Annotated in this window: 26 protein-coding genes; 5 read left to right on the plus strand and 21 right to left on the minus strand. The window is 64.8% G+C overall.

The genetic code is table 11. The annotated features are described in order from the left end of the window. Positions 1–49: 49 nt before the first annotated feature. Complete coding sequence (locus PVZ78_RS01265; RefSeq protein WP_009047739.1) at positions 50–1,048, plus strand: sulfate ABC transporter substrate-binding protein; 999 nt, start codon at positions 50–52, stop codon at positions 1,046–1,048. A 213-nt stretch (positions 1,049–1,261) separates the two neighbouring features. On the opposite strand, the gene PVZ78_RS01270 is transcribed toward PVZ78_RS01265, so the two are convergent. Together PVZ78_RS01270 and PVZ78_RS01275 are read right to left on the minus strand one after the other, a co-directional pair. After that, a complete protein-coding gene (locus PVZ78_RS01270) occupies positions 1,262–1,711 on the minus strand; it encodes a RidA family protein (RefSeq protein WP_041987153.1) in 450 nt (149 codons plus the stop codon). A gap of 105 nt (positions 1,712–1,816) precedes the next feature. Further along, positions 1,817–2,446: a DUF5666 domain-containing protein gene (locus PVZ78_RS01275; protein ID WP_273828132.1), complete on the minus strand. Its 630-nt coding sequence runs from the start codon at positions 2,444–2,446 to the stop codon at positions 1,817–1,819. Positions 2,447–2,708: 262 nt separating this feature from the next. Here PVZ78_RS01275 and PVZ78_RS01280 point away from each other — a divergent pair, with 262 nt between their 5' ends. Then, the gene (locus PVZ78_RS01280) at positions 2,709–3,917 is read left to right on the plus strand and encodes an MFS transporter (RefSeq protein WP_009047736.1); all 1,209 of its coding nucleotides are present in this window, start codon (positions 2,709–2,711) and stop codon (positions 3,915–3,917) included. Positions 3,918–3,986: 69 nt separating this feature from the next. Continuing rightward, positions 3,987–4,892, plus strand: coding sequence for a LysR family transcriptional regulator (locus PVZ78_RS01285; RefSeq protein WP_101282000.1), 906 nt, complete (start codon positions 3,987–3,989; stop codon positions 4,890–4,892). 18 nt (positions 4,893–4,910) lie between these two features. Here PVZ78_RS01285 and PVZ78_RS01290 read toward each other — a convergent pair whose 3' ends face one another. The 11 genes from PVZ78_RS01290 to ccmA all read right to left on the minus strand — a co-directional run bounded on the left by PVZ78_RS01290 (position 4,911) and on the right by ccmA (position 13,532). After that, the gene (locus tag PVZ78_RS01290) at positions 4,911–6,053 is read right to left on the minus strand and encodes a hypothetical protein (protein ID WP_038631032.1); all 1,143 of its coding nucleotides are present in this window, start codon (positions 6,051–6,053) and stop codon (positions 4,911–4,913) included. A gap of 114 nt (positions 6,054–6,167) precedes the next feature. Further along, positions 6,168–6,572 (minus strand): hypothetical protein, encoded by a 405-nt coding sequence (locus tag PVZ78_RS01295; protein WP_009047733.1) that lies wholly within the window; start codon positions 6,570–6,572, stop codon positions 6,168–6,170. Between the two features lie 11 nt (positions 6,573–6,583). Then, positions 6,584–7,786, minus strand: a complete 1,203-nt coding sequence (gene ccmI / locus PVZ78_RS01300) for a c-type cytochrome biogenesis protein CcmI (RefSeq protein ID WP_016702236.1) — start codon at positions 7,784–7,786, stop codon at positions 6,584–6,586. Next, entirely contained in the window at positions 7,783–8,253 is a 471-nt protein-coding gene (locus PVZ78_RS01305) for a cytochrome c-type biogenesis protein (protein WP_009047731.1), read from the minus strand. The genes ccmI and PVZ78_RS01305 overlap by 4 nt, the downstream gene beginning before the upstream one ends. Further along, on the minus strand, positions 8,250–8,786 hold the full coding sequence (locus PVZ78_RS01310; RefSeq protein WP_009047730.1) for a DsbE family thiol:disulfide interchange protein: 537 nt from the start codon (positions 8,784–8,786) through the stop codon (positions 8,250–8,252). Before PVZ78_RS01310 ends, PVZ78_RS01305 begins: the two co-directional genes overlap by 4 nt. After that, on the minus strand, positions 8,783–10,771 hold the full coding sequence (locus PVZ78_RS01315; RefSeq protein WP_009047729.1) for a heme lyase CcmF/NrfE family subunit: 1,989 nt from the start codon (positions 10,769–10,771) through the stop codon (positions 8,783–8,785). The genes PVZ78_RS01310 and PVZ78_RS01315 overlap by 4 nt, the downstream gene beginning before the upstream one ends. A 3-nt stretch (positions 10,772–10,774) precedes the next feature. Then, complete coding sequence (gene ccmE / locus PVZ78_RS01320) at positions 10,775–11,230, minus strand: cytochrome c maturation protein CcmE (RefSeq protein WP_009047728.1); 456 nt, start codon at positions 11,228–11,230, stop codon at positions 10,775–10,777. Beyond that, on the minus strand, positions 11,227–11,403 hold the full coding sequence (ccmD, locus tag PVZ78_RS01325) for a heme exporter protein CcmD (protein ID WP_009047727.1): 177 nt from the start codon (positions 11,401–11,403) through the stop codon (positions 11,227–11,229). The genes ccmE and ccmD overlap by 4 nt, the downstream gene beginning before the upstream one ends. After that, positions 11,400–12,155 carry a heme ABC transporter permease gene (locus PVZ78_RS01330; RefSeq protein ID WP_009047726.1) on the minus strand — a complete coding sequence of 252 codons (756 nt, stop codon included), beginning with the start codon at positions 12,153–12,155 and terminating at the stop codon, positions 11,400–11,402. The genes ccmD and PVZ78_RS01330 overlap by 4 nt, the downstream gene beginning before the upstream one ends. A 76-nt stretch (positions 12,156–12,231) precedes the next feature. Beyond that, entirely contained in the window at positions 12,232–12,900 is a 669-nt protein-coding gene (gene ccmB / locus PVZ78_RS01335) for a heme exporter protein CcmB (RefSeq protein ID WP_009047725.1), read from the minus strand. Then, positions 12,897–13,532 carry a cytochrome c biogenesis heme-transporting ATPase CcmA gene (gene ccmA / locus PVZ78_RS01340; protein ID WP_016702238.1) on the minus strand — a complete coding sequence of 212 codons (636 nt, stop codon included), beginning with the start codon at positions 13,530–13,532 and terminating at the stop codon, positions 12,897–12,899. The genes ccmB and ccmA overlap by 4 nt, the downstream gene beginning before the upstream one ends. 198 nt (positions 13,533–13,730) lie before the next feature. On the opposite strand from ccmA, the gene fliK reads away from it, so the two are divergent. After that, the gene (fliK, locus tag PVZ78_RS01345; RefSeq protein ID WP_038631028.1) at positions 13,731–15,302 is read left to right on the plus strand and encodes a flagellar hook-length control protein FliK; all 1,572 of its coding nucleotides are present in this window, start codon (positions 13,731–13,733) and stop codon (positions 15,300–15,302) included. Beyond that, positions 15,299–15,628: an EscU/YscU/HrcU family type III secretion system export apparatus switch protein gene (locus PVZ78_RS01350; RefSeq protein ID WP_016702240.1), complete on the plus strand. Its 330-nt coding sequence runs from the start codon at positions 15,299–15,301 to the stop codon at positions 15,626–15,628. The genes fliK and PVZ78_RS01350 overlap by 4 nt, the downstream gene beginning before the upstream one ends. Before the next feature lie 60 nt (positions 15,629–15,688). On the opposite strand, the gene PVZ78_RS01355 is transcribed toward PVZ78_RS01350, so the two are convergent. The 8 genes from PVZ78_RS01355 to PVZ78_RS01390 form a co-directional block, all read right to left on the minus strand. After that, positions 15,689–16,081 (minus strand): DUF2802 domain-containing protein, encoded by a 393-nt coding sequence (locus tag PVZ78_RS01355; protein WP_016702241.1) that lies wholly within the window; start codon positions 16,079–16,081, stop codon positions 15,689–15,691. Then, entirely contained in the window at positions 16,082–16,564 is a 483-nt protein-coding gene (locus tag PVZ78_RS01360) for a chemotaxis protein CheW (protein ID WP_007922496.1), read from the minus strand. A gap of 78 nt (positions 16,565–16,642) precedes the next feature. Next, entirely contained in the window at positions 16,643–17,545 is a 903-nt protein-coding gene (locus tag PVZ78_RS01365) for a CheW domain-containing protein (protein WP_273828133.1), read from the minus strand. A gap of 84 nt (positions 17,546–17,629) precedes the next feature. Beyond that, the gene (locus PVZ78_RS01370; protein ID WP_007922498.1) at positions 17,630–18,418 is read right to left on the minus strand and encodes a ParA family protein; all 789 of its coding nucleotides are present in this window, start codon (positions 18,416–18,418) and stop codon (positions 17,630–17,632) included. Positions 18,419–18,468: 50 nt separating this feature from the next. Further along, positions 18,469–19,353 carry a flagellar motor protein MotD gene (motD, locus tag PVZ78_RS01375; RefSeq protein ID WP_009047719.1) on the minus strand — a complete coding sequence of 295 codons (885 nt, stop codon included), beginning with the start codon at positions 19,351–19,353 and terminating at the stop codon, positions 18,469–18,471. 15 nt (positions 19,354–19,368) lie between these two features. Next, entirely contained in the window at positions 19,369–20,109 is a 741-nt protein-coding gene (locus tag PVZ78_RS01380) for a flagellar motor protein (protein ID WP_273828134.1), read from the minus strand. Further along, positions 20,109–21,236, minus strand: a complete 1,128-nt coding sequence (locus PVZ78_RS01385) for a protein-glutamate methylesterase/protein-glutamine glutaminase (protein ID WP_053268494.1) — start codon at positions 21,234–21,236, stop codon at positions 20,109–20,111. The genes PVZ78_RS01380 and PVZ78_RS01385 overlap by 1 nt, the downstream gene beginning before the upstream one ends. A 49-nt stretch (positions 21,237–21,285) precedes the next feature. Then, complete coding sequence (locus PVZ78_RS01390) at positions 21,286–23,565, minus strand: chemotaxis protein CheA (protein ID WP_103331180.1); 2,280 nt, start codon at positions 23,563–23,565, stop codon at positions 21,286–21,288. Positions 23,566–23,673: the final 108 nt, after the last annotated feature.

The raw sequence follows: 23,673 nt of genomic DNA on the forward strand, positions 1-23,673 counted from the left end.
AATTGCCTTCACTCTCGAATACTTCACTCTCAACAAAAAGGAATGTGCAGTGAAAAAACTCGTTAGCGCCTCTCTCCTGGCCGCCGGCCTGGCACTGGGCAGCGTCGCCCAGGCCGCCCCGACCCTGCTCAACGTTTCCTACGACGTGATGCGAGACTTCTACAAGGACTACAACACGGCCTTCCAGAAGCACTGGCAGGCCGAGCACAACGAGAACATCACCCTGCAGATGTCCTTCGGCGGCTCCAGCAAACAGGCGCGCTCGGTGATCGACGGCCTGCCGGCCGACGTCATCACCATGAACATGGCCACCGACATCAACGCCCTGGCGGACAACGGCAAGCTGGTGCCGGACAACTGGGTGACCCGCCTGCCGAACAACAGCGCACCCTTCACCTCGGCCACCGTGTTCATCGTGCGCAAGGGCAACCCCAAGGCCCTGAAAGACTGGCCGGACCTGCTCAAGGATGGCGTGCAGGTAATCGTGCCGAACCCGAAGACCTCGGGTAACGGCCGCTACACCTACCTGTCGGCCTGGGGGTATGTGCTGAAGAACGGCGGCGACGAGAACAAGGCCAAGGACTTCGTCGGCAAGCTGTTCAAGCAGGCGCCGGTGCTCGACACCGGCGGCCGCGCCGCCACCACCACCTTCATGACCAACCAGATCGGCGACGTGCTGGTGACCTTCGAGAACGAAGCGGAAATGATCGCCCGCGAATTCGGCCGCGATCAGTTCGAAGTCATCTACCCGAGCGTCTCCGCCGAAGCCGAGCCGCCGGTATCGGTGGTCGACAAGGTGGTTGACAAGAAAGGCTCGCGCGCCGCGGCCGAGGAATACCTGAAGTACCTGTGGTCGCCGCAAGGCCAGGAAATCGCCGCCAACAACTACCTGCGCCCACGGGACCCGAAAGTCCTGGCCAAGTACACCGATCGTTTCCCGAAAGTCGACTTCCTGTCGGTGGAAAAAACCTTCGGCGACTGGCGCACCGTGCAGAAGACCCACTTCAACGATGGCGGGGTCTTCGACCAGATCTACGGTGGGAAATAACCAGCCGGCCATAAAAAGCGACCTTCGGGTTAATGCCCATCAATTGAAAATAAGGAAATTGTAGGAGCGAGGCTTGCCCGCGATGGACTTGAGAGCACTGCGTTTACCCAGTAAGTGCGCGCTATCGTTAACGACCATCGCGAGCAAGCTTCGCTCCTACAGAGAATCACCTTCGCTTGACTGACTGGTATTAACGCTCGGGTCGCCTGGGATCTAAAGCCCGGCGGCAGCTTCGAACAACACTGCCTTCCCCGCCTGCTGCAGCTCCGGCAACATCGCCTCGGCCTCGATCTCGATCAGCCACTCGGGCAAGGACAGGCCACTGACGATGATCCATGAAGACGCTGGCGGCTGCTGGGGGAAACGCTGCAGCAGCACCTGGCTGATCTGCTCCTGCTGCTCGCGGGCCGCTTCGGCGATGTAGATCCGCAGCATGACCACGTGGCTCAGATCGCCGCCCGCCGCCGCCAGGACCCGGGCGATATTGTCGAAGCTCTGCTCGGTCTGCTCGCGCAGCCCCGGGCCGACGCAGACCTCGCGCTCATCGACAGCCACCTGGCCGGACAGCAGCAGGCGCCGCCCACCGCGTACCTCCACCGCCTGGCTGAAACCGTACTGCAGGGAATTGAAGACACTGGGCGGATTGAAGACTGACTTGTGCATGGGAACTCCGCTGCGATAGACGACCGCAAACCCTAAACCAAGCCCCTGCCCAAGGCCATCCGAAACCAGGCCGTTGAAACACCCGGCAACGTAACAGCCTGCCAGCTACATCGGCGGCGTCACCCCATCCTTGCCGGCGGAGATCGACTGCGCGGTGAGTGTGCCGTCCGCGCTCTGGGACACGAACATCACCACCTTGACCCCGACCTTGAGCAGGCTGCGGTCGCCCGGCACCAGGTTGACGATGGGCACATCGTCCGGCACCAGGATCGTCTGCTGGCCGCCCTTGTAGTTGACGGTCAGGGTCCGGCCGTTGCTCACCACCAGGTCGCCGACGCTGCCATTGGTCATGCTGCTGCCCGTGACCAGGTCGAAGGGCCGATGACCGTCGCCGGTGCCGGCCATCTGCGGCGGGAACACATGGACCTCCAGCGCCTTGAGGCTGCCATCGGCCTGCGGCACGGCGGCCGAACCTATGTAGCTGCCGGGCTTGATGTCCTCGATGTTGGCCAGGGTCACGGCGCGGACCTGGGTCTGCGGCGTGAGGTTGATGGTGACGTTCTCGCCGCTGTTGACGTGGACCCGCACCGCGTCGCCGGCGATGCTGGTGATTTCCCCGCGCACGCCGATGCGCATGCCCGGCGCGTCCTGGGCCTGGGCCGGGCCGGCCAGCAGCAGTGCACCGAGGGTGATCGCTTGAGCGCCGCCGAGCAGGCGGCGAAGACACAGATTCATGGGACGGACTTCCTGTGATGAAAGGTGGTACAGACGTCGAAACGAAAGCACTCCAGCGTCCGCGGGACAATGAGCGAGCTATGGAACTGAATGTAAGTAAATGTATCATCGCAACGCGAGACCGGTCGTCTGCCGCTCTGCGCCGGTCTCGCCAGGCATTTATTCCTGCACGGCATGAATGCTATCGCTCGTCAGCTTCTACCGCGTCACGGGCCAGCCCCTTAGCCTCGCCCGCATCCCTTTCGCTGCAACGAGAATCGCCATGACTGCCACGACCCAGCGGCTGCCTGCCGCCACCACGACCATGACCCGCGGCATGGTGCTGCTGTTCGCCTTCTGCTGCGGCGCCATAGTCGCCAACATCTACTACGCCCAGCCGATCATCGAGCTGATCGCCCCGGACATCGGCCTGAGCAGCACCATGGCCAGCCTGATCGTGTCCCTGACCCAGATCGGCTACGCCCTGGGCCTGTTCTTCCTGGTGCCCCTGGGCGACCTGCTGGAAAACCGCCGGCTGATGATCCTCACCAGCCTGGTGGCCATCGCCAGCCTGCTGGGCGCCGCGTTCACCGAGCAGCCCAATGCCTTTCTGCTGGTCTCGCTGCTGATCGGCTTCAGCTCGGTGTCGGTGCAGATCCTGATTCCCCTGGCCGCGCACCTGACGCCGGAGGAATCCCGTGGCCGGGTGGTCGGCGGCATCATGGGCGGCCTGCTGCTGGGCATCCTGCTGGCGCGTCCGGTGTCCAGCGTGGTGGCCGACCTGTTCGGCTGGCGCGCGATGTTCATTGCCGCCGCGGTGCTGATGGCCGCCATCAGTGTGGTCCTGCTGCTGACCGTGCCCAAGCGCCAGCCCGCCCACAGCGCCACCTACGGCCAGCTGCTGGGTTCGCTGGGCACCCTGCTGCGCCAGCAACCGGTACTGCGCCAGCGAGCGTTTTACCAGGCCTGCATGTTCGCCACCTTCAGCCTGTTCTGGACCGCGGTGCCGCTAGAGCTGGCGCGCAACCACGGCCTGTCGCAAAGCCAGATCGCCCTGTTCGCCCTGGTCGGGGCCATCGGGGCCATTGCCGCACCCATCAGCGGGCGCCTGGCGGATGCCGGCCACACCCGCGTCGCCTCGTTGCTGGCCATGCTGTTCGCCGCCCTGAGCTTTCTGCCGGCCTTTATCCACCCGGCCTACAGCGTCATCGGCCTGGCGGTGACCGGCGTGGTCCTGGATTTCTGCGTGCAGATGAACATGGTCCTTGGCCAGCGCGCGGTCTACGCGCTGGATGCCCATAGCCGCGGCCGCCTCAACGCGCTGTACATGACCAGCATCTTCATCGGCGGCGCCGTCGGCTCGTCGATTGCCAGCGCGGTGTACGAACACGCCGGCTGGCTGGGCATAGTCGGTGTCGGCAGCGCCTTGCCGCTGCTGGCCCTGCTGCGTTTCCTGAGCACCTCGCAGAAGGCCCTGCCCGTCACGGCCTGAGTGCATCCTGATCCTCTCGGATCGCAAACCGGGGGGCCATGCTCGATCGTTCAAACACAAGGAGTCTCGATGGACCGGCTGGCAGCCATGCAAACCTTCGTTCATGTGGTGGAAAGCGGGTCTTTTTCCGCCGCCGCCCGGCTTCTGGATATCGGCCAGCCGGCCGTGTCGAAAACCATCGCCCAGCTGGAGGCGCGGCTGGCGGTACGGCTGTTGCTGCGCTCGACCCGCGGCCTGACGCCCACTGAGGCCGGCATGGCATTTTTCGAGCGCGCCAGGCGGGCCCTCGAAGAGGCCGACGAAGCCGATCTCGCGGCGCGTGGGGCCGGTTCGGGGCTCAGCGGCACGCTGCGGATCTGCGCCGCGGTGACCTTCGCCCGCCTGCATATCGTGCCGCGCCTGGGGGCCTTTCTCGATCGCCATCCCGACCTCGACATCGACGTGGTGCTGGATGACCGCAATATCAATCTGGTGGAAGCCGGCATCGACGTCGCCCTGCGCATGGGGCCCTTGAGCGACTCCGGGCTGACCGCGCGGCGGATCGGCGAATGCCGGCGCGTGGTGCTGGCCACCCCCGACTACTTCGCCCGCCACGGCGAACCCGCCTGCCCCGCCGACCTGGGCCAGCACCAGGCGATCATCTACAGCCTCGGCGGCGGTGCCCACTGGCGCTTCGAACGGGGTGACGAACAGCAGTCGGTGACGGTCCGCGGGCGGATTCGCGTGAGTGCCGCGGAGGGGCTGCGCGAATCGGTGCTGGCCCACCAGGGGCTGACCCTGGCCTCGCAATGGATGTTCGCTCCCGAGCTGGCCAGCGGCGCGGTGCGCGAGGCCATGCCGGACTGGACGCTGCCCCGCCAGGAGCTATGGGCGGTGTTTCCCACCGGACGGCTGACCAGCGCCAAGGCCCGGGCCTTCGTCGAGTTTGTCCAGCAGCAACTGGCCAGCCCCGGGCCAGACGCTGCCCAAGGCTGAGCCGGGGTGCGCGCGGATTCAGATCCGCTCGCGCACCAGCACTTCGACCTTGGCCGCCTCGCCCCACTGGCGCACCCGCTCGATCAGCGCCAGATCGGTCTCGCCCACCAGGTACAGGGTCTCGATCGACTGCCTGGCCGCCCACTCGACGAAGCCGCACTGCTCGAAGGTGCTGACAGACGCCAGCTGGAACTCGTTTTCATAGAACCCCGGCGCCACCGCGACCCGGGTGTCCTGGGCGCTGACCTCGGGCAGGAACGGACAGGCCAGGTGCACCACGTCCCACTTCGCCACGCGCCAGTTGTGCAGCGCTTCGTCGAAGCGGCTGCGGGCGCCGCGGACAAAACCCAGGCCGTCGATCACCATGCGCCGGTTGATGATCATCCACACCTTGCGCTTGCGCGGAGCCTTGAGCAGCACCTCGCCGGTGACCTTCGAGGCGCGCAGGGCCAGGGCAATTACCAGCAATACCGGAACGAAGTAGCGATAGACGGTCTCGGCGTTGGTGGCGCGGGTCAGTTGGTACAGCCTGGACACCTCGCCCCGGGCCTTGCGCTGGTCGCCCAGGGTTTCATCCAGCCGGCCGAGCCAGGCCAGGACGGGCGGCGCCGAATACCGGGCGCGAAGCTCATCCAGCGCCTGGACCACCGTCCCCACCGAGAGCGCCGTCAGCTGTCCCTGCGCCGTTCTCTCTAGGGCAGCAAAACGCTGACAGAGCGCGTTCACCTGCGCGGCATCGGCGGCACTATGGACAGTCGCGGCGGCACGACAATGATCCGGCCCCAACAGATCGTCGATCTCGGCCTTGAGGCGCCTCTGGGTCGCGGCTTCATTGGACTCGGCCAGTCGATAGTCGCTCTGGAACCATTCGGTCCTGACGTTCTGGGTCTCGCTGATCAGCGCCAGCGAAGCCAGCAGCAGCCAGCCGTAGTCCACGCGCTTCCAGCCGACCTCGCCCAGGGGAAAGACCGAGATGAAGCTCCAGCAGAAGAAGTAGTAGAGGAAGATGAACAGCACCAGCAGATACACCGGCGCCAGGGAGAAGTAGATCAACTGCGGCACTTCGACATCGGCGAAGCCATGCAGGGCGAGCAGGACAGCGACAACACAGAGCCAGAAGGCCATGGGCGCGAAATAGGGTTTGTTCAGGCTTTTCTTCATCGGGCGCTCGGATGGCGATACTCAGGAACACCCCGGGGTATCGGCCATCCAACCGGCTGCTTGAACCGGACCCGCCCGCGGTCCGCTCAGTGGTCGCGGCTTACCGCAAGCCGCTTACTGGAACTGGCGCCCCAGCCCCGACGGCACGCCGTGGATATCGGTCTCTTCCCATGGCCCGTCGGGGCTGATGGAACGGCTCCAGCCGTTGTTCCAGCGGTAGTAGGTGCGCTGGCGGTAGAAAGTGTTGGTCTGGTTATCCAGCACATAGACGCCCAGGCGCGGATCCCAGTGGCTATTGCCACCCGGCGGCGGCGCGAAGCTCGCGGAAGTGCGCGGCAGCGGCTTGGCCGGCTTGATCGGCGTGGCGGGTTTGCTCGGGGTGCTGGGCTGCGTCGGCTTGGTGCTGGGCTGCGCGGGCGGAATCGGTGGCAGGGTCTCGGGCGGCATCGGCTCCTGGACCGCACAGGCGCTCAACCCCAGGACCAGTGTTAACAGGGTGATGCGGGCAATGGCGGTCATGGCGGCTTCTCTTATTTATCCGGGCTGTCGATGGTCAGTTGTTGCGGCGCGGTGGTGCTGCTGGCCAGGGGCTTGCTGCGACCGACCCACTCGCCGGCCGTCGGTTGGCCGGCGCGGGAAATGCGTGCAACCAGTTGGACTTCCGGGAAGTTCGACAGTTTCAACTGCGGCATCATCGCGTCGGCATCCCCCAGCTCCACCGTCACCGGCAGGTCGGCCACGGTCAGGCGCTTGGCCGCCAGCGGCGCCGGCGGCCCGGAAGTGGCGCGGGCAAAGATGAACACGCTGTCGCCCGGCTGCACCTTGGCTTTCAGATCGGCGGCCAGGTCGACCCGCACCTTGAGCAGCGCGGCGGCCTTGGGCGCGGGCGCCTGGGCCACTTTACCGCCGCTGGCCAGCAGCTTCTCGGTCGCCCGGTCGATACCGCCCTGCAGCGCGGCGCGCGAGTTGTCGTCCGCCGGCAGTTGCGCCAGCAGGCGGTTCCAGTAGTCGATGGCCTCTTGATAACGCTCGCCTTCGAAGGCGGCGATCCCCAGCAGGCCGAGGCTGGTGACTTCCTTCGGGTCGGCCTTCAGCGCTTCGTCGGTCAGGGCCTGAACCTTGTCCGACCATTGTTTGCCGTCGGCGAAGTACTGCGCCTGCGCCCACTGGCCGAGCAGTTCCGGCTGGCGCCCGGCCAGGGCCACGGTACGCTCGAAGATCTTCGCCGCGTCCGCCGGGCGGTCCTGGGCCATGTAGGTACGACCGAGGAAGTACAGGCCCTCGGCGGAATCCGGCTGGGCGGCGACCGCGCGCTCGAGGCGGCGGGTCATCTCTTCCATGGATTGCGGGGCCTGGGCGAACTCACGGGTCAGCTCGACTTTGTCGCTGGCGCCGAAATGCAGATACAGACCCAGACCCAACAGCGGCACCAGCAGCGCCGCCAGCAACGGCAGCGGCTTGCCCAGGCCAGACACCCGGGCCGGTTCGGCGCCCTCGGTGTCGGCCAGCAGTTCGCGCGCGGCTTCGGCCCGGCCGCTGTCCATCTGCTCGGCGCTGAGCACGCCTTCGGCCTGCTGGCCTTGCAGCTCGGCCACGCGCTCTTGATAAAGCGCCACGTTCAGCGCGGTACGATCCTCTTCACGCTGGGCGCGACGGCCGCGTAGAACCGGGATCAGCAGAAAACTCAGGGCTACCAGGAGCAGCAGGCCTGCGGCGAGCCAGAAATCAATCATTCGCGGTCTTTATCCAACAGTTGGTCGAGGCGCTGACGCTCCTCGGCGGAAAGTGTGCTCGGGCTGTCGCTGCGCTCTACGCGCCGACGCCGGACGATCACGGCGATGATCACCACGCCCCCCAGCAGCAGGCCGGCGGGGCCGAACCAAAGCAAGGCGGTCTTGCCGGTCAGGGCCGGCTTGTAGCGCACGAAGTCGCCATAGCGGTCGACCATGAAGTCGATGATCTGCTGGTTGTCCTTGCCTTCGCCGAGCATGCGGAAGATCTCCTTGCGCAAGTCCGCGGCGATCGGCGCATTGGAGTCGGCGATGTCCTGGTTCTGGCACTTGGGGCAACGCAGCTCTTTGGTCAGTTCGCGAAAGCGCTCGCGCTCGGCATCGTTGGCGAACTCGTAGGTATCGATCGCCGCGTGGGCCACACCGGCGATGCTCAGGCCCAGGACGGCCGCGGCCAGCCAGCGCTTCATGGCTTGGCCTCATCGGCCAGGGCCTGGTACTTGGCAGCCAGTTTCTCGCGCCACACCGTTTCGTCGATCACCCCGACGTATTTGTCGCGGATGATGCCCTTGGCGTCGATGAAGAAGGTTTCCGGCGCGCCGTACACCCCGAGGTTCAGGCCCAGGGTGCCCTCCTCGTCGCGGATATCCAGCTGGTAAGGGTTGTGGAACTCGGCCAGCCACTTCAGGGCGTCGGCGTTGACGTCCTTGTAGTTGACGCCATAGATGTTCACGCCCTGCTGCGCCAACTTGTTCAGCACCGGGTGCTCGACCCGGCAGGAAATGCACCAGGTGCCCCAGACGTTGACCAGCGCCGGCTTGCCCAGCAGGTCGGCGCGGGTCAGGGTCTTGTCGCCCTGCACCGACGGCAGGGAGAACTCCGGGAACGGCTTGTCGATCATCGCCGACGGCAGCTCGGCCGGGTCCAGGTACAACCCGCGGTACAGGAACACCGCCACCAGCAGGAACAGCGCCAGCGGCAACAACATTATCCAGCGTCTCATGCAGTGGCTCCTGTCATGCCCAGGGCTTCGCGCACCCGGGTCTTCACCTTGACCCGATAACGCCGGTCGAGGGCCGCCAGCAGGCCACCGAAACCGGTGAGCAGGCCGCCGAACCAGATCCAGCGCACGAATGGCTTGACGTGCACCCGAACGGCCCAGGCGCCCTCGCCCAGCGGTTCGCCGAGGGCGACGTAGAGGTCACGGGTGAAACCGGCGTCGATCCCGGCCTCGGTCATCACCGAGTTCTGCACCGTGTAGAGACGTTTTTCCGGGTGCAGAACGGCGATTTCCTTGCCGTCGCGGACCACCCGCACCGTGCCCTTGTCGGAGGTGAAGTTGGGGCCTTCGAAATGCTTGGCGCCCTCGAAGATGAAGTGATAACCGGCCAGGTCCATGGACTCGCCCGGCTCCAGGCGCAGGTCGCGCTCGGCGCTGTTCTGGCTCGACAGCACCACGCCCAGGGCGCAGACCGCGATGCCCAGGTGCGCCAGCTGCATGCCCCAGTAACTGCGGGTCAGGCCCGGCAGGCCCTTGATCAGGCCTTTGTGGCGGGTCTTGTCGAAGATGTCGCGGACCCCGGCGAGCAATACCCAGGCCGCCAGCATGAAGGTCGCCAGCACCGCCCAGTTGAAGTCGCCATAGGCGATACCGGCCACCACCGCCAGCGCGGCGCTGCCCAGCAGCACCGGAGTCAGCATGCTCACCAGCCATTTGACCGGGGTGTCTTTCCAGCGCACCACCACGCCGATCGCCATCACCACCATCAGCAGCGCCATCAGCGGGATAAACAGCGCGTTGAAGTACGGCGGGCCGACCGACAGCTTGGCCCCGGTCAGGGCGTCCAGCACCAGCGGGTACAGGGTGCCCAGCAGGATCATCGAGGCCGCCACCACCAGCACCAGGTTGTTGCCCAGCAGCAGGGTTTCCCGCGACCACAGGTTGAAACCGACCTGGCTCTTGACCACCGGCGCGCGCAAGGCGAACAGGGTCAGCGAACCGCCGACCACGAACAGCAGGAAGATCAGGATGAACACGCCGCGCTCGGGGTCCGAGGCAAAGGCGTGGACCGAGGTCAGCACCCCGGAACGCACCAGGAAGGTTCCCAGCAGGCTCAGGGAGAACGCAGCGATGGCCAGCAACACGGTCCAGCTCTTGAACACACCACGCTTTTCGGTGACCGCCAGCGAGTGGATCAATGCGGTGCCCACCAGCCACGGCATGAAGGAGGCGTTTTCCACCGGGTCCCAGAACCACCAGCCGCCCCAGCCGAGTTCGTAGTAGGCCCACCAGGAGCCGAGGGTGATACCGATGCCGAGGAATGCCCAGGCGACTATGGTCCAGGGCCGCGACCAGCGCGCCCAGGCCGCGTCCAGGCGACCGCCGAGCAGCGCGGCGATGGCGAAGGCGAAGGCCACGGAGAAACCGACATAGCCCATGTAGAGCATCGGCGGGTGCACGATCAGGCCGATGTCCTGCAGCAGCGGGTTGAGGTCGCGGCCATCGCCGGGCACCTGCGGCAGGATCCGCGCGAAGGGGTTGGAAGTGACGATCAGGAACAGCAGGAAGCCGGTACTGATCATGCCCATCACCGCCAGCACCCGCGCCAGCATCACTTGCGGCAACTGCCGGGAGAACACCGACACGGCGAAGGTCCAGCCACCGAGGATCAGTGCCCAGAGCAGCAACGAGCCCTCGTGGGCGCCCCACACCGCGCTGAACTTGTAGTACCAGGGCAAGGCGCTGTTGGAGTTGCTGGCGACATAGGCCACCGAGAAATCATCGACCATGAAGGCGTAGGTCAGGCAGCCGAAGGCGAAGGTCAGGAAGGCGAACTGGCCCCAGGCCGCGGGCTGCGCCAGGCCCATCCACAGGCGGTCGCCGCGCCAGGCGCCGAGCAGCGGCACCACGGCCTGGACCAGGGCAAAACACAGGGCCAGGATCATCGCCAGATGGCCGAGCTCGGGAATGAAGATTGCGGATGTCATCGGTCAGCCCTCCTTGGCCGGAGCCGGCGCCATTTGCCCACTGTCTTTCAGGGCCTTGGTCACTTCCGGCGGCATGTACTTCTCGTCGTGCTTGGCCAGCACTTCGTCGGCCACCACCACGCCGTCGGCATTGAGCTTGCCCAGGGCGACGATGCCCTGCCCTTCGCGGAACAGGTCCGGGAGGATGCCGCGGTAGGTGATGGTCACGGCCTTGTTGAAGTCGGTGACCACGAAACGCACGTCCAGCGAATCCGCCGAGCGTTGCAGCGAGCCCATCTGCACCATGCCGCCGGCGCGGATCCGTGTGTCATGGGGGGCTTCGCCGTTGGCGATCTGGGTCGGGGTATAGAACAGGTTGATGTTCTGTTGCAGGGCGCTCAGCGCCAGGCCGACGGCAACGCCCACGCCGCCCAGCACGCCGAGGATGATCAACAGACGCTTTTTACGCAGCGGATTCACTGATTGTTCTCCCGGCGCAGACGACGCGCCTCTTGTTGCAGGTAACGCTTGCGGGCCAGCAACGGCACCGCCACGTTGAGGACCAGCACCACCAGGCAGATGCCGTAGGCTGACCAGACATACAGGCCGTGATGGCCCATGGCGAGAAAGTCGGCGAAGGAAGCGAAACTCATGATGCGGCCTCCAGGCTGTTCTGCACTTCGGCCCTGACCCAGCTGGCGCGGGCTTCGCGCTTGAGCACTTCAAGGCGCATGCGCAGCAACAGCACGGCGCCGAAGAAACAATAGAAGCCCAGCACCGTCAGCAACAGCGGCAGCCACATCTCGACGGGCATCGCCGGTTTTTCGGTGAGGGTGAAGGTCGCGCCCTGGTGCAGGGTGTTCCACCACTCCACCGAGTATTTGATGATCGGGATGTTGATCACCCCGACGATGGCCAGCACCGCGCAGGCCTTGGCGGCGCTGTCGCGATTGCTGATGGCGTTGCCCAGGGCGATCAGGCCGAAATACAGGAACAGCAGGATCAGCATGGAGGTCAGGCGTGCGTCCCAGACCCACCACGAGCCCCAGGTCGGCTTGCCCCAGATGGCCCCGGTGACCAGCGCCACGGCGGTCATCCAGGCACCGATGGGCGCCGCGCATTGCAGGGCGACGTCGGCCAGTTTCATCTTCCACACCAGGCCCACCACCCCGCACACCGCCAGCATCACGTAGATCGACTGGGCCAGCATGGCGGCGGGAACGTGGATGTAGATGATGCGAAAGCTGTTGCCTTGCTGATAGTCCGGCGGCGCGAAGGCCAGGCCCCAAATGACGCCGACGGTGATCAGCAGCAACGCTGCGATGCTCAACCAGGGCAACAGCCTGCTGCTGATGCCGTAAAACCACTTGGGCGAGCCGAGCTTATGAAACCAGGTCCAGTTCATACTGTTTCCATCACGGGTGCCGCGCGTTGTCACGTACGGCCAGGGTCTTTACTGATCAAAATTTGATCAGACCTCATTATTCGCCGACGCTGATCTTCAGGCCAGCTGCTATTGCAAAAGGTGTCAGGGTTACTGCCAGGGCGGTCAGGCTACCAAGCCACAGCAGATAACCGGTCGCCGGCATGCCCTGCAAGGCCGCCTGCAAGGCGCCGCTGCCGAGAATCAATACCGGGATGTACAGGGGCAGGATCAGCAGCGCCAGCAACAGGCCGCCACGCTTGAGTCCTACCGTCAACGCCGCGCCCACCGCTCCCAGCAGGCTGAGCACCGGAGTGCCCAGCAACAGGGACAGCAACAGCACCGGCAGACAGGCTGTGGGCAGACCGAGCATCAATGCCAACAGGGGCGCAAGCAATACCAGTGCCAGGCCGGAAAAGGCCCAGTGTGCCAGTACCTTGGCCAGAACCAGAAGAGGCAGGGGGTGCGACGAAAGGACCCACTGTTCCAAGGATCCGTCCTCGAAATCACTGCGAAAAAGCCCGTCCAGCGAGAGCAAAACCGATAATAAGGCCGCTACCCAGACTAGCCCTGGAGACAAGGTTTGCAACAATTGTGTCTCAGGTCCCACCGCCAATGGGAACAGTGAGACGACAATCGCGAAAAATACCAGCGGGTTGGCCAGTTCGGCGGGACGGCGGAACAGCAGCCGGGATTCGCGGGCAACCAGCAGTCCGAAAACACTCATACGGCCCAATGCCCCAGATCGATGTCGCGATAGCCGGCCGGCATGCGGCTCAGTGTGTGGTGGGTGGTGAGGATCACCATGCCGCCACGTTCGCAATGGCCGGCCAGGTGTTCTTCCAGTTGCGCCACGCCCTGCTTGTCCAGGGCGGTGAAGGGTTCGTCGAGGACCCACAGCGGCGGGCTGTCCAGGTACAACCGGGCCAGCGCCACCCGGCGCTGCTGGCCGGCGGACAGGGTGTGACAGGGCACATCCTCGAAGCCGCGCAGGCCGACCGCCGCCAGGGCCTGCCAGATCGCCTCGCGCCCGGCGGGCTGATGCAGGGCGCAGAGCCAGCTGAGGTTTTCCTCGGGGGTCAGCAAGTCCTTGATCCCGGCCGCATGGCCGATCCACAGCAGGTTGCGCGCCAGCTCCGCGCGCTGGGCGTTGAGCGGCTGGCCATTGAGCAGCACCTGGCCACTGGTCGGCTGCATCAGCCCTGCCAGCAGGCGCAACAGGCTGGTCTTGCCGCTGCCGTTGGGGCCGCTGATCTGCAACATGTCGCCGCTGGCCAGACGCAGTTCGAGCTTTTCGAAGAGCAGCCGCAGGTCGCGCTCACAGGCAAGCGCTACGGCTTCTAGAAGAGGACTGGTCAAATGATCGCGGGCCTTTACGGTTCAAGTCGGCAGTGGAGCAGCCGTTAAAGAGATGCAGAATAAACGCATCGGCGGCCTGTTCCAGAGAGCTGCGTCAAACTTTTGCGATGTTTTCGCCACGCCCCCCGAAGACGGGCGGCATTATACATGCGATGCCCTACTCTCAAGAGGGCTTATTTCTCCACAGGTTGTGTCCAGATGACAGGCGAAATCACCCTTCCTCCGCTGCCACAGCTGACGCCGGGAACCGTGCGCGCGCTGCCGATCAGCGGTGAGCTGCTCAAATTGCTGCAGCCGCTGGAAGGCCTGATCGCCGCCGGCCAATCGGCCAAGGCCGAAGTGCTGTCGCTCAAGCAGGCGGACCAGACGTTCCAGCTGTTGCTCAAGCTGACCCTCGACAGCGGCCGGCAGACCACCGTCCAGGCCACCAGCAGCCAGCCGCTGCCCCTGGGCACCAGCCTGGCGGTGACCCAGCCGTCGGCCGGCAACCTGGCCATCACCGTGCAGCAGGCGATTGCCGCCAGCGTCGCCACCCTGACCCGTATCGACACCGCGCAGCTTCCAGTGGGCACCCTGCTGCAAGGCAAGGTGCTGACCACCCAGCTGCAACCCCAGGCAGCCGGACAACCGGCGGTCTACCGCTCGCTGGTGAGTCTGCTCAACACCGCCCTGAGCGGCAGCACCCTGAGCATCGACAGCCCGCAGCCCTTGCGCATCGGCAGCCTGCTGAGCGCCCTGGTGCAGGGCTCACAGAGCTTGAACTTCGTTCAGCTGAGCGGGCGCCAGGAGCAACTGGCGATCGCCCAGCAACTGGCCACCCAGCAAAGCCGCCAGGCCTCGCTGACCGGCCTGATCAATGCCTTGCAGAATCTGCCGCCGTCCGACAGTACCTCCAGCGAGCTGCGTGCCGCGGTGGACAAGCTGCTCGCCGGCCTGCCCGACCTGCAGCAACTGAGCAACCCCAAGGCGCTGGCCCAGGCCCTGGGCAACAGCGGCGCCTTCCTCGAATCGCGGCTGCTGGCCGGTGACAATCCGGCACTGGCCAGCGACCTGAAAGGCAACCTGCTACGGCTGATCGCCCAGATGACGCCGGGCCTGCCGAGCAGCACCAGTTTCAACGCGATCATTGCCGCCAACACCCTGGCCCAGGTGCTGCCGAGCTTTGTCCGCAGCGCCCTGGGCACCCTCGGCCAGGTCAGCGCCAGGCCCCAGCCGGGCGGTTTCCCCCTGCCCTCGCGGCTGCTGCAAAGCCTCGAAGAGGAAGGCGACCTGGAACATCTGCTGCGCCTGGCCGCGGCCGCTGTTTCGCGCTTGCAGAGCCATCAGCTGGCGAGCCTGGAACAGAGCGGCCTGACCGATGACGGCCGGCTGCTGACCACCTGGCAACTGGAAATCCCGATGCGCACGATGCAGGACGTCGTGCCCTTGCAGGTCAAGTTCCAGCGCGAAGACCCGGCGGAAAAACCGCCCGAGGAAAAACGCCAGGAACGCGAACCGAAGCAGCAGCTGTGGCGCGTCGAACTGGCGTTCGACCTCGAACCCCTGGGCCCGCTGCAGGTGCAGGCGCAATTGCTCAAGGGCCGCCTGTCCAGCCAGCTCTGGGCCGAGCGACCGTTTACCGCGAGCCTGATCGAAAGCCATCTGGGCAGCCTGCGTGAACGGCTGCTGGCGTCCGGCCTGGATGTCGGCGACCTGGACTGTCACCTCGGCACGCCGCCGCAAGGCCCGAAAACCCGACTGGAACAACGCTGGGTCGATGAAACCGCATGAATAATCCCAACCCGCCACGCCAGGCCATCGCCCTCAAGTACGACGGCCAGCACGCCCCCACGCTGACCGCCAAGGGCGACGACGAACTGGCCGAAGCCATCCTGAAAATCGCCCGCGACTATGAAGTGCCGATCTATGAGAACGCCGAACTGGTGAAACTGCTGGCGCGCATGGAACTGGGCGACAGCATTCCCGAGGAGTTGTATCGGACCATCGCCGAAATCATCGCCTTCGCCTGGAACCTCAAGGGCAAGTTCCCGGCCGGGCATGAGCCGCAGGAAGCGGCGCTGGAGAAGGATGTGACGCAAAGCGGGGATGATTACTGAAGGGGTGGGAGCTGCAAGCTTCAAGCTTGCAGCTTATAACTTGCAGCTTGAAGCTTGCTCTTACCCTTTGTGCAACTTGCTCATCAACTCGGCCTCGGCCTGGGTCAAGCCGCAGGACTGAGTGAGTTCGTCGACGCTGGCGCCCATGCCCACCAGGCGCGCGGCCTGGGCGAAGGACAGGCTCGACGGATCGCGCTGTTCCAGCTGGGCCAGCTTGTCCGGCAACGGGCCGACCACCGCGCGCAGCTCATGCAGGTCCTCGCCCATGCGCACCGTACCGTTCTGGTAATCGTCGACGCGCTTGGCCAGGTCCTTGATGCGCTGATCGCGCAGCGCATCGCCATGGGCCTGCTGGGCGGCGATCTGCCGCTGAGCGCGGATGTAGGCCAGGAACATCGCCAGCGTGCCTGCCCAAAAGAGGAACAGGACAATAACCGCAACCTCGAGAATCAATCAGATACTCTCCAGTTCCGACCACTCTTCTTCGCTCATCATCTTGTCCAGCTCAACCAGAATCAGCAGCTCGCCGTTCTTGTTGCACACGCCCTGGATGAACTTGGCCGACTCTTCGTTACCGACGTTCGGTGCGGTCTCGACTTCCGACTGACGCAGGTAAACCACTTCCGCCACGCTGTCGACCATGATCCCGACCACTTGCTTGTCGGCTTCGATGATCACGATGCGGGTGTTGTCGTTGACCTCGGTCGGCACCAGGCCGAAACGCTGGCGGGTGTCGATCACGGTCACCACGTTGCCGCGCAGGTTGATGATGCCCAGCACGTAGCTCGGGGCACCCGGCACCGGCGCGATCTCGGTGTAGCGCAGGACTTCCTGGACGCGCATCACGTTGATGCCGTAGGACTCGTTATCCAGCTTGAAGGTTACCCATTGCAGGATCGGATCTTCGGAACTCTGTGCAGACGACGACTTATTCATACCCCTGACCCCTCAAAAAACCGTTGGAAACGGTGTGTGTTCTGTGTGGCTGCACCGTCGGCGCAGCCTGTTGTTGGTCTATATCGGCTTCGGCGCCGGTTTGCTGATAGCCATGTGTTTCGCCCCGCCGCTGGCGATCAGCTCGGCCAGCTCGGAAACGTCCAGCAGCGCGCACATGTGCTCGATGACCGTACCCGCCAGCCATGGCCGCTGGCCACGGTGGCTGCGCCATTTGATTTCGTTCGGGTCCAGGCGCAACGAGCGGCTGACCTGATGCACCGCCAGCCCCCACTCGTAGCCCTGGACCGAGATCACGTATTGCAGGCCCTGGCGGAAGTCGTCGCGGTAGCGGTCGGGCATCACCCAGCGCGCGGTATCCAGCACCTTCAGGTTGCCGGCCTGGCTCGGCAGGATCCCGAGGAACCATTCCGGCTGGCCGAACAACGGCGTCAGTTCATGCCCCGCCAGAGAGTAAATCGACCCCAGGCAGACCAGCGGCACCGCCAGGGTCAACCCGGCGACATCGAACAGCAGGCACTCGAAGGGTTCCGCCGCCCAGCTCGGCCGGTCGTCACCCGCCACCGGGGGTGGTGTGCTGCTGGGTGGCCGATGCACCTCGACCACCGGCTCGACCAGGCCTTGCAGCAAGGGCGCAACGGTCGACAAGGTGGCCGGCAATGGCGCGGGCGCCTCCAGCATGGGGACGACCACGGATTCCTCGACCGGCGCTACCGGCGCGACTACAGCCGCGGCTGGCGGCGTACGCTGGACCCGGGCATCGCGAGCCTGTTCTTCGAGCACCGCGGCCTGGAACTCATCCAGGACTTCGCTCGACACCGCTACTGCTTCTACCGCTGCCTGAACCTGCGGCAGTGCTTCGGGAACCGCGAATTCTTCTTCGGTGGCGTCCTGCAGCAACGCGTCCAGGTAGGACTGCAGCGCCAGCTGCGGCCGGGACGTAACGTCGACAGGACGGTTCATGAGGATGCCCACGGATAAAACCCAGCACAGTGACCTGTAGGGTTTATCGGCCAGACCGGCAGCAGACTTGAATGCTCCGCCACGTCAGGCCACCTGCGGGACAAGTTGCTGGGCCAGCAAGTGCTTGAGCAAGGCGCGATAGGCCAGTACGCCACGGCTCTTGCCGTCGAACTGCGAAGGCGTCAGCCCGGCCCGGCTGGCATCGCGCAGGCGTGTGTCGACCGGGATGTAGCCCTGCCAGATCTCATCCGGGAACTTGTCGCGCAACACCCGCAAGGTGCCCAGGGACGCCTGGGTCCGGCGGTCGAACAGGGTCGGCACGATGCTGAACGGCAGCGCCTGTTTGCGCGAGCGGTTAATCATCGCCAAGGTATTGACCATGCGCTCCAGGCCCTTGACCGCCAGGTGCTCGGTCTGCACCGGGATCACCAGTTGCTGGCTCGCCGCCAAGGCATTGACCATCAGCACGCCGAGCAACGGCGGGCTGTCGATCACCGCATAGTCGAAATCCTGCCACAGCTGCGCCAGGCTCTTGGCGATCACCAGGCCCAGGCCGCTCTGCCCCGGCGACTGGCGCTCCAGGGTGGCGAGCGCGGTGCTCGATGGCAGCAGGGAAATACGTTCGTCGCTGGTCGACAGCAGCAACTGCCCGGGCAAGCCCTCGGGAACGCTGCCCTTGTGCAGGAACAGGTCGTAGTTACTGTGTTCCAGGCTGTCGGGGTCATAGCCGAAATAGCTGGTCATGGAGCCGTGGGGGTCGAGATCGACCACGACCACGCGCTTGCCCGCCTCGGCCAGCAACCCGGCTAAAGCGATGGAACTGGTGGTCTTACCGACGCCACCCTTTTGATTGGCAACTGCCCAGACTCTCATTCAGATTGTTCCTCCCGGCAGGCGCGGGCCGACCGAGAAATAGCACCCAGTTATAAAGCCGGTGACGGAGAATTGACGGCACTCTCGCGTCCCGGCGTCTTGACTGGCGTAGGTGCAGTTTGTGTGCCAGCCCGCTTCAATGCCGCATCCGGTGTTGCATGGGCGGTGCCGGTGCCTGTCAGGCTGCGGCGTACATCGAGATTGCGCGACACCACCAGCACCACCCGACGGTTGCGGGCACGGCCATCGGCCGTCGCGTTATTGGCTACCGGCTGGAACTCGCCGTAGCCGACCGACGCCAGGCGCTGCGGATTGACCCCCTGCATCGCCAGCATCCGCACGATGCTCGCCGAACGGGCCGACGACAGCTCCCAGTTGGTCGGGTACTGCGCAGTCTGGATCGGCTGGTTGTCGGTAAAACCCTCGACGTGAATCGGGTTGTCGAAGGGTTTGAGGATCGCCGCCACCTTGTCGATGATGTTGAACGCCAGGTCGCTGGGCATGGCATCGCCGCTGCCGAACAACAGGCTGGAGTTGAGTTCGATCTCGACCCACAGCTCATTGCCGCGCACGGTCATCTGGTTGGAGCTGATCAGGTCGCCAAAGGCTGCGCTGATATCGTCGGCGATGCTTTTCAGCGGGTCGCTGGCGCCGGCGATACCGGCATCGGTCTGCTCGCTGTCCTTGACCAGCGGCTTGGCCGGGGTCACGGTCTGGGGCCGCTCCTCACCGATGGGAATCGGCTTGAGGGCGCGGTCCGAGTCGGTGAACACACCGATCAGCGCTTCGGAAATGACCTTGTACTTGCCCTCGTTGATCGAGGAGATCGAGTACATGACCACGAAAAAGGCGAACAGCAAGGTGATGAAGTCCGCGTAGGACACCAGCCAGCGTTCATGGTTGACATGTTCTTCATGCCGGCGACGACGGGACATAGTCCATTACTCCCATCAATCCATGAAGCCTTGCAGCTTCAACTCAATGGAACGAGGGTTTTCACCTTCGGCAATCGACAGGATTCCTTCAAGCAACATTTCGCGATAACGCGACTGCCGCAAGGCTATGGACTTGAGCTTGGCGGCGATCGGCAACAACACCAGGTTGGCGCTGGCCACGCCGTAGATGGTCGCGACGAAGGCCACGGCGATACCGCTGCCCAGCTGCGACGGGTCGGCCAGGTTGCCCATGACATGGATCAGGCCCATGACCGCACCGATGATGCCGATGGTCGGCGCGTAGCCGCCCATACTTTCGAAGACTTTGGCCGCTTCGATGTCACGGCTTTCCTGGGTGTAGAAATCCACTTCCAGGATGCTGCGGATGGATTCCGGCTCGGCGCCGTCCACCAGCAGTTGCAGGCCCTTGCGCGAGTAGGTGTCGGGCTCGGCATCCGCCACGCCTTCCAGGCCCAGCAGGCCTTCCTTGCGGGCGATCAGGCTCCAGTTGACGACGCGATCGATGCCGCCAGGCAGGTCGACCCGCGGCGGGAACAGGATCCAGCCAAGGATCTGCATGGCCCGCTTGAAGGCGCTCAGCGGCGACTGCAGCAACGCCGCACCGATGGTCCCGCCCAGCACGATCAGCGCCGCCGGACCATTGGCCAGGGCCGACAGATGACCGCCTTCCAGGTAGTTGCCACCGATGATGGCGACGAACGCCATGATGATCCCGATGAGGCTTAGCACATCCATCAGAGACAGGCCTCGACCAGGTGCTTGCCGATGTCGTCCAGGCCGTACACCGCATCCGCCAGCTCCGCCTTGACGATCGCCATCGGCATCCCGTAGATCACGCAGCTCGCTTCATCCTGGGCCCAGACCGCGCTGCCGCCCTGCTTGAGCAGGCGCGCGCCTTCGCGACCGTCGGCGCCCATGCCGGTGAGCACCACCGCCAGAACTTTGTCACCGTAGGACTTGGCCGCCGAACCGAAGGTGATGTCCACGCACGGCTTGTAGTTCAGACGCTCGTCGCCAGGGAGGATTTTCACCGCGCCACGGCCGTCGACCATCATCTGCTTGCCACCCGGTGCCAGCAGCGCCAGGCCCGGACGCAGGATGTCGCCATCCTCGGCTTCCTTGACACTGATCCGGCAGAGCTTGTCCAGGCGCTCGGCGAACGCCTTGGTGAAGGCCGCCGGCATGTGCTGGATCAGCACGATCGGCGCCGGGAAGTTGGCCGGCAACTGGGTCAGCACCCGCTGCAGGGCCACCGGGCCACCGGTGGAAGTACCGATGGCCACCAGCTTGTAGGCCTTGCGCTTGGGGGCCGCCGACGAGCCAGTGGCTGCCGCGCGGGCAGGAACCGGCGCCGGAGCCGGACGCGCCGGGGCCGTGCCGCTGAAACTGCTGGAGCTCGATGGAGCAGGCGCAGGTGCCGCCGCCGGTTGTGGCGCCGGCGCGCTGTAGCTGCTGAAACGACGGTTACTGCGCGAGATGCTGTGGACCTTCTCGCACAGCAGTTGCTTGACCTTCTCGGGATTGCGCGAGATGTCTTCGAAGTTCTTCGGCAGGAAATCCACCGCACCGGCATCCAGCGCATCCAGGGTCACCCGGGCGCCTTCATGGGTCAGCGAGGAGAACATCAATACCGGCGTCGGGCAGCGCTGCATGATGTGCCGCACCGCCGTGATGCCATCCATCATCGGCATCTCGTAGTCCATGGTGATCACGTCCGGCTTGAGCGCCAGAGCCTGATCGATCGCCTCTTTACCGTTGGTCGCGGTACCGACGACCTGGATATTGATATCCGCTGAAAGAATTTCCGAGACGCGGCGGCGGAAAAAACCCGAATCATCCACCACCAGGACCTTGACTGCCATAAACACTCCGTTAGGCGGGGCAAGGCAAATGGCCCCGCCCCTCCGGTATTCAAATACGCCGTGCGGCGTAACGCTTGAGCATGCTCGGAACATCGAGAATCAGGGCGATGCGGCCGTCACCGGTGATGGTGGCGCCAGACATGCCCGGAGTTCCCTGGAGCATCTTGCCCAATGGCTTGATGACGACTTCTTCCTGGCCGACCAGTTGATCGACGACGAAGCCGATCCGCTGGGTGCCGACCGAAAGGATCACCACGTGGCCTTCGCGCTGCTCTTCGTGAGCCGCGGAACTGACCAGCCAGCGCTTGAGGTAGAACAGTGGCAGCGCCTTGTCGCGAACGATCACCACCTCCTGGCCGTCGACCACGTTGGTGCGCGACAGGTCCAGGTGGAAGATTTCGTTGACGTTGACCAGCGGGAAGGCGAAAGCCTGGTTGCCCAGCATCACCATCAGGGTCGGCATGATCGCCAGGGTCAGCGGCACCTTGATGACGATCTTCGAGCCCTGGCCCTTGGTCGAGTAGATGTTGATCGAACCGTTGAGCTGGGAAATCTTGGTCTTCACCACGTCCATGCCCACACCGCGGCCGGACACATCGGAGATCTCGGTCTTGGTCGAGAAGCCCGGGGCGAAGATCAGGTTGTAGCACTCGGTGTCGCTCAGGCGATCGGCGGCATCCTTGTCCATCACCCCACGCTTGACCGCAATGGCGCGCAGGACGTTCGGGTCCATGCCTTTGCCGTCATCGGAGATCGACAGCAGGATGTGGTCGCCTTCCTGCTCGGCCGCCAGCACCACCTTGCCGCCACGGGACTTGCCCGCCTCCTCGCGCTCTTCCGGCGACTCGATACCGTGGTCGACGGCGTTGCGCACCAAGTGCACCAGCGGGTCGGCCAGGGCCTCGACGAGGTTCTTGTCGAGGTCGGTCTCTTCGCCGACCAGCTCCAGGTTGATCTCTTTCTTGAGCTGGCGGGCCAGGTCGCGAACCAGGCGCGGGAAGCGCCCGAAGACCTTCTTGATCGGCTGCATCCGGGTCTTCATCACCGCGGTCTGCAAGTCGGCCGTGACCACGTCGAGGTTCGACACGGCCTTGGACATGGCTTCGTCGCCGCTGTTGAGCCCCAGGCGCACCAGGCGGTTACGCACCAGCACCAGCTCGCCGACCATGTTCATGATTTCGTCCAGCCGCGCGGTATCGACCCGCACCGTGGTTTCGGCTTCGCTGACCGGCTTTTCCGCCGGGGCGGCTGCCGGAGCACGAGCAGGTGCCGGAGCAGCGGCGGCTGCCGGTTTCGGTGCTTCGACCTTGGCTTCGGCTTTCTTCACTGCCGGCTTGGCGACAGCGGCAGGCGCCGAAGCCGTGACCGCCGTTGCGCTCCCCTTGGTCGCGGCGGCAGCCGCTACTTCAGAGAACTTGCCCTTGCCATGCAGCTCGTCGAGCAGGGATTCGAATTCCTGGTCGGTGATCAGGTCGCTACCGGCGGCGGCCGCACTCGGTGCAGCCGGCGGTACCGCCGCGGCCACTGCGGAATCCAGCGCCTCTACCGCAAAGTTGCCTTTGCCGTGCAACTGATCCAGCAGTGCTTCGAATTCGTCATCGGTGATTTCGTCGCTGGCCGCGGCTTTTTCCGCAGCGGGCGCCGTGGCCGAAGGTGCCACCGCATCCGGTGCGAACTGGCCCTTGCCATGCAATTGGTCGAGCAGCGACTCGAACTCGGCGTCGGTAATTTCGTCGCTGGCTGCTTCGCCACCGGCTGCGGGTGCAGCAGGGGCAACAGCGGCCGGGGCTTCGGCCTCGGCCTTGGCGGCATTGAGCGAATCGAGCAGCTGCTCGAACTCGCTGTCGGTGATATCGCCGGACTCGCTTTCGGCCGATTCGGCAACCGGCTCAACAACTGTCTCAACCTCGGCCACCGGCGCGGCGACCTCCTCGGCTCCGGCAGGCTCGGCCAGGCGGGCCAGGGCCGCCAGCAGTTCCGGAGTGGCGGCGGTGATCTCGGTACGCTCGCGCACCTGGCCAAACATGCCGTTCACCGCGTCCAGCGCTTCGAGCACCACGTCCATCAGTTCCGCGTCGACGCGACGCTCACCCTTGCGCAGGATGTCGAACACGTTCTCGGCGATGTGGCAGCACTCCACCAGCTCGTTGAGCTGGAGGAAGCCGGCGCCCCCTTTTACAGTGTGAAAACCGCGAAAAATTGCGTTGAGCAGATCCGCATCGTCCGGCCGGCTTTCCAGCTCGACCAGTTGTTCGGACAGTTGCTCTAGAATCTCGCCGGCCTCAACCAGAAAATCCTGAAGGATTTCTTCATCGGCGCCGAAGCTCATGTATGGGTGCTCCTACTAGGTCGTGATGACGGTTAATGACGGATCGCGTTGGAACTGTGAGCGTGCCAGGCAAGGCGCGAGACGCTGGCAAGGGTCGTTTCCTTGCCG

It is taken from the genome of Pseudomonas sp. SBT1-2, from assembly GCF_028640875.1.
Lineage (GTDB): Bacteria > Pseudomonadota > Gammaproteobacteria > Pseudomonadales > Pseudomonadaceae > Aquipseudomonas > Aquipseudomonas chlororaphis_I.

What these genes read in the sequence shown, in the direction of transcription:
- PVZ78_RS01330 (WP_009047726.1), bottom strand. Translation starts at nt 12,155, where the DNA reads ATGAACTGGACCTGGTTTCATAAGCTCGGCTCGCCCAAGTGGTTTTAC.
- PVZ78_RS01385 (WP_053268494.1), bottom strand. Translation starts at nt 21,236, where the DNA reads ATGGCAGTCAAGGTCCTGGTGGTGGATGATTCGGGTTTTTTCCGCCGC.
- PVZ78_RS01310 (WP_009047730.1), bottom strand. Translation starts at nt 8,786, where the DNA reads ATGAGACGCTGGATAATGTTGTTGCCGCTGGCGCTGTTCCTGCTGGTG.
- PVZ78_RS01285 (WP_101282000.1), top strand. Translation starts at nt 3,987, where the DNA reads ATGGACCGGCTGGCAGCCATGCAAACCTTCGTTCATGTGGTGGAAAGC.
- PVZ78_RS01290 (WP_038631032.1), bottom strand. Translation starts at nt 6,053, where the DNA reads ATGAAGAAAAGCCTGAACAAACCCTATTTCGCGCCCATGGCCTTCTGG.
- PVZ78_RS01365 (WP_273828133.1), bottom strand. Translation starts at nt 17,545, where the DNA reads ATGAACCGTCCTGTCGACGTTACGTCCCGGCCGCAGCTGGCGCTGCAG.
- PVZ78_RS01305 (WP_009047731.1), bottom strand. Translation starts at nt 8,253, where the DNA reads ATGAAGCGCTGGCTGGCCGCGGCCGTCCTGGGCCTGAGCATCGCCGGT.
- PVZ78_RS01315 (WP_009047729.1), bottom strand. Translation starts at nt 10,771, where the DNA reads ATGACATCCGCAATCTTCATTCCCGAGCTCGGCCATCTGGCGATGATC.
- PVZ78_RS01360 (WP_007922496.1), bottom strand. Translation starts at nt 16,564, where the DNA reads ATGAATAAGTCGTCGTCTGCACAGAGTTCCGAAGATCCGATCCTGCAA.
- PVZ78_RS01380 (WP_273828134.1), bottom strand. Translation starts at nt 20,109, where the DNA reads ATGGATGTGCTAAGCCTCATCGGGATCATCATGGCGTTCGTCGCCATC.
- fliK (WP_038631028.1), top strand. Translation starts at nt 13,731, where the DNA reads ATGACAGGCGAAATCACCCTTCCTCCGCTGCCACAGCTGACGCCGGGA.
- ccmD (WP_009047727.1), bottom strand. Translation starts at nt 11,403, where the DNA reads ATGAGTTTCGCTTCCTTCGCCGACTTTCTCGCCATGGGCCATCACGGC.
- PVZ78_RS01350 (WP_016702240.1), top strand. Translation starts at nt 15,299, where the DNA reads ATGAATAATCCCAACCCGCCACGCCAGGCCATCGCCCTCAAGTACGAC.
- PVZ78_RS01390 (WP_103331180.1), bottom strand. Translation starts at nt 23,565, where the DNA reads ATGAGCTTCGGCGCCGATGAAGAAATCCTTCAGGATTTTCTGGTTGAG.
- PVZ78_RS01270 (WP_041987153.1), bottom strand. Translation starts at nt 1,711, where the DNA reads ATGCACAAGTCAGTCTTCAATCCGCCCAGTGTCTTCAATTCCCTGCAG.
- PVZ78_RS01295 (WP_009047733.1), bottom strand. Translation starts at nt 6,572, where the DNA reads ATGACCGCCATTGCCCGCATCACCCTGTTAACACTGGTCCTGGGGTTG.
- motD (WP_009047719.1), bottom strand. Translation starts at nt 19,353, where the DNA reads ATGTCCCGTCGTCGCCGGCATGAAGAACATGTCAACCATGAACGCTGG.
- ccmB (WP_009047725.1), bottom strand. Translation starts at nt 12,900, where the DNA reads ATGAGTGTTTTCGGACTGCTGGTTGCCCGCGAATCCCGGCTGCTGTTC.
- ccmI (WP_016702236.1), bottom strand. Translation starts at nt 7,786, where the DNA reads ATGATTGATTTCTGGCTCGCCGCAGGCCTGCTGCTCCTGGTAGCCCTG.
- PVZ78_RS01275 (WP_273828132.1), bottom strand. Translation starts at nt 2,446, where the DNA reads ATGAATCTGTGTCTTCGCCGCCTGCTCGGCGGCGCTCAAGCGATCACC.
- PVZ78_RS01280 (WP_009047736.1), top strand. Translation starts at nt 2,709, where the DNA reads ATGACTGCCACGACCCAGCGGCTGCCTGCCGCCACCACGACCATGACC.
- PVZ78_RS01370 (WP_007922498.1), bottom strand. Translation starts at nt 18,418, where the DNA reads ATGAGAGTCTGGGCAGTTGCCAATCAAAAGGGTGGCGTCGGTAAGACC.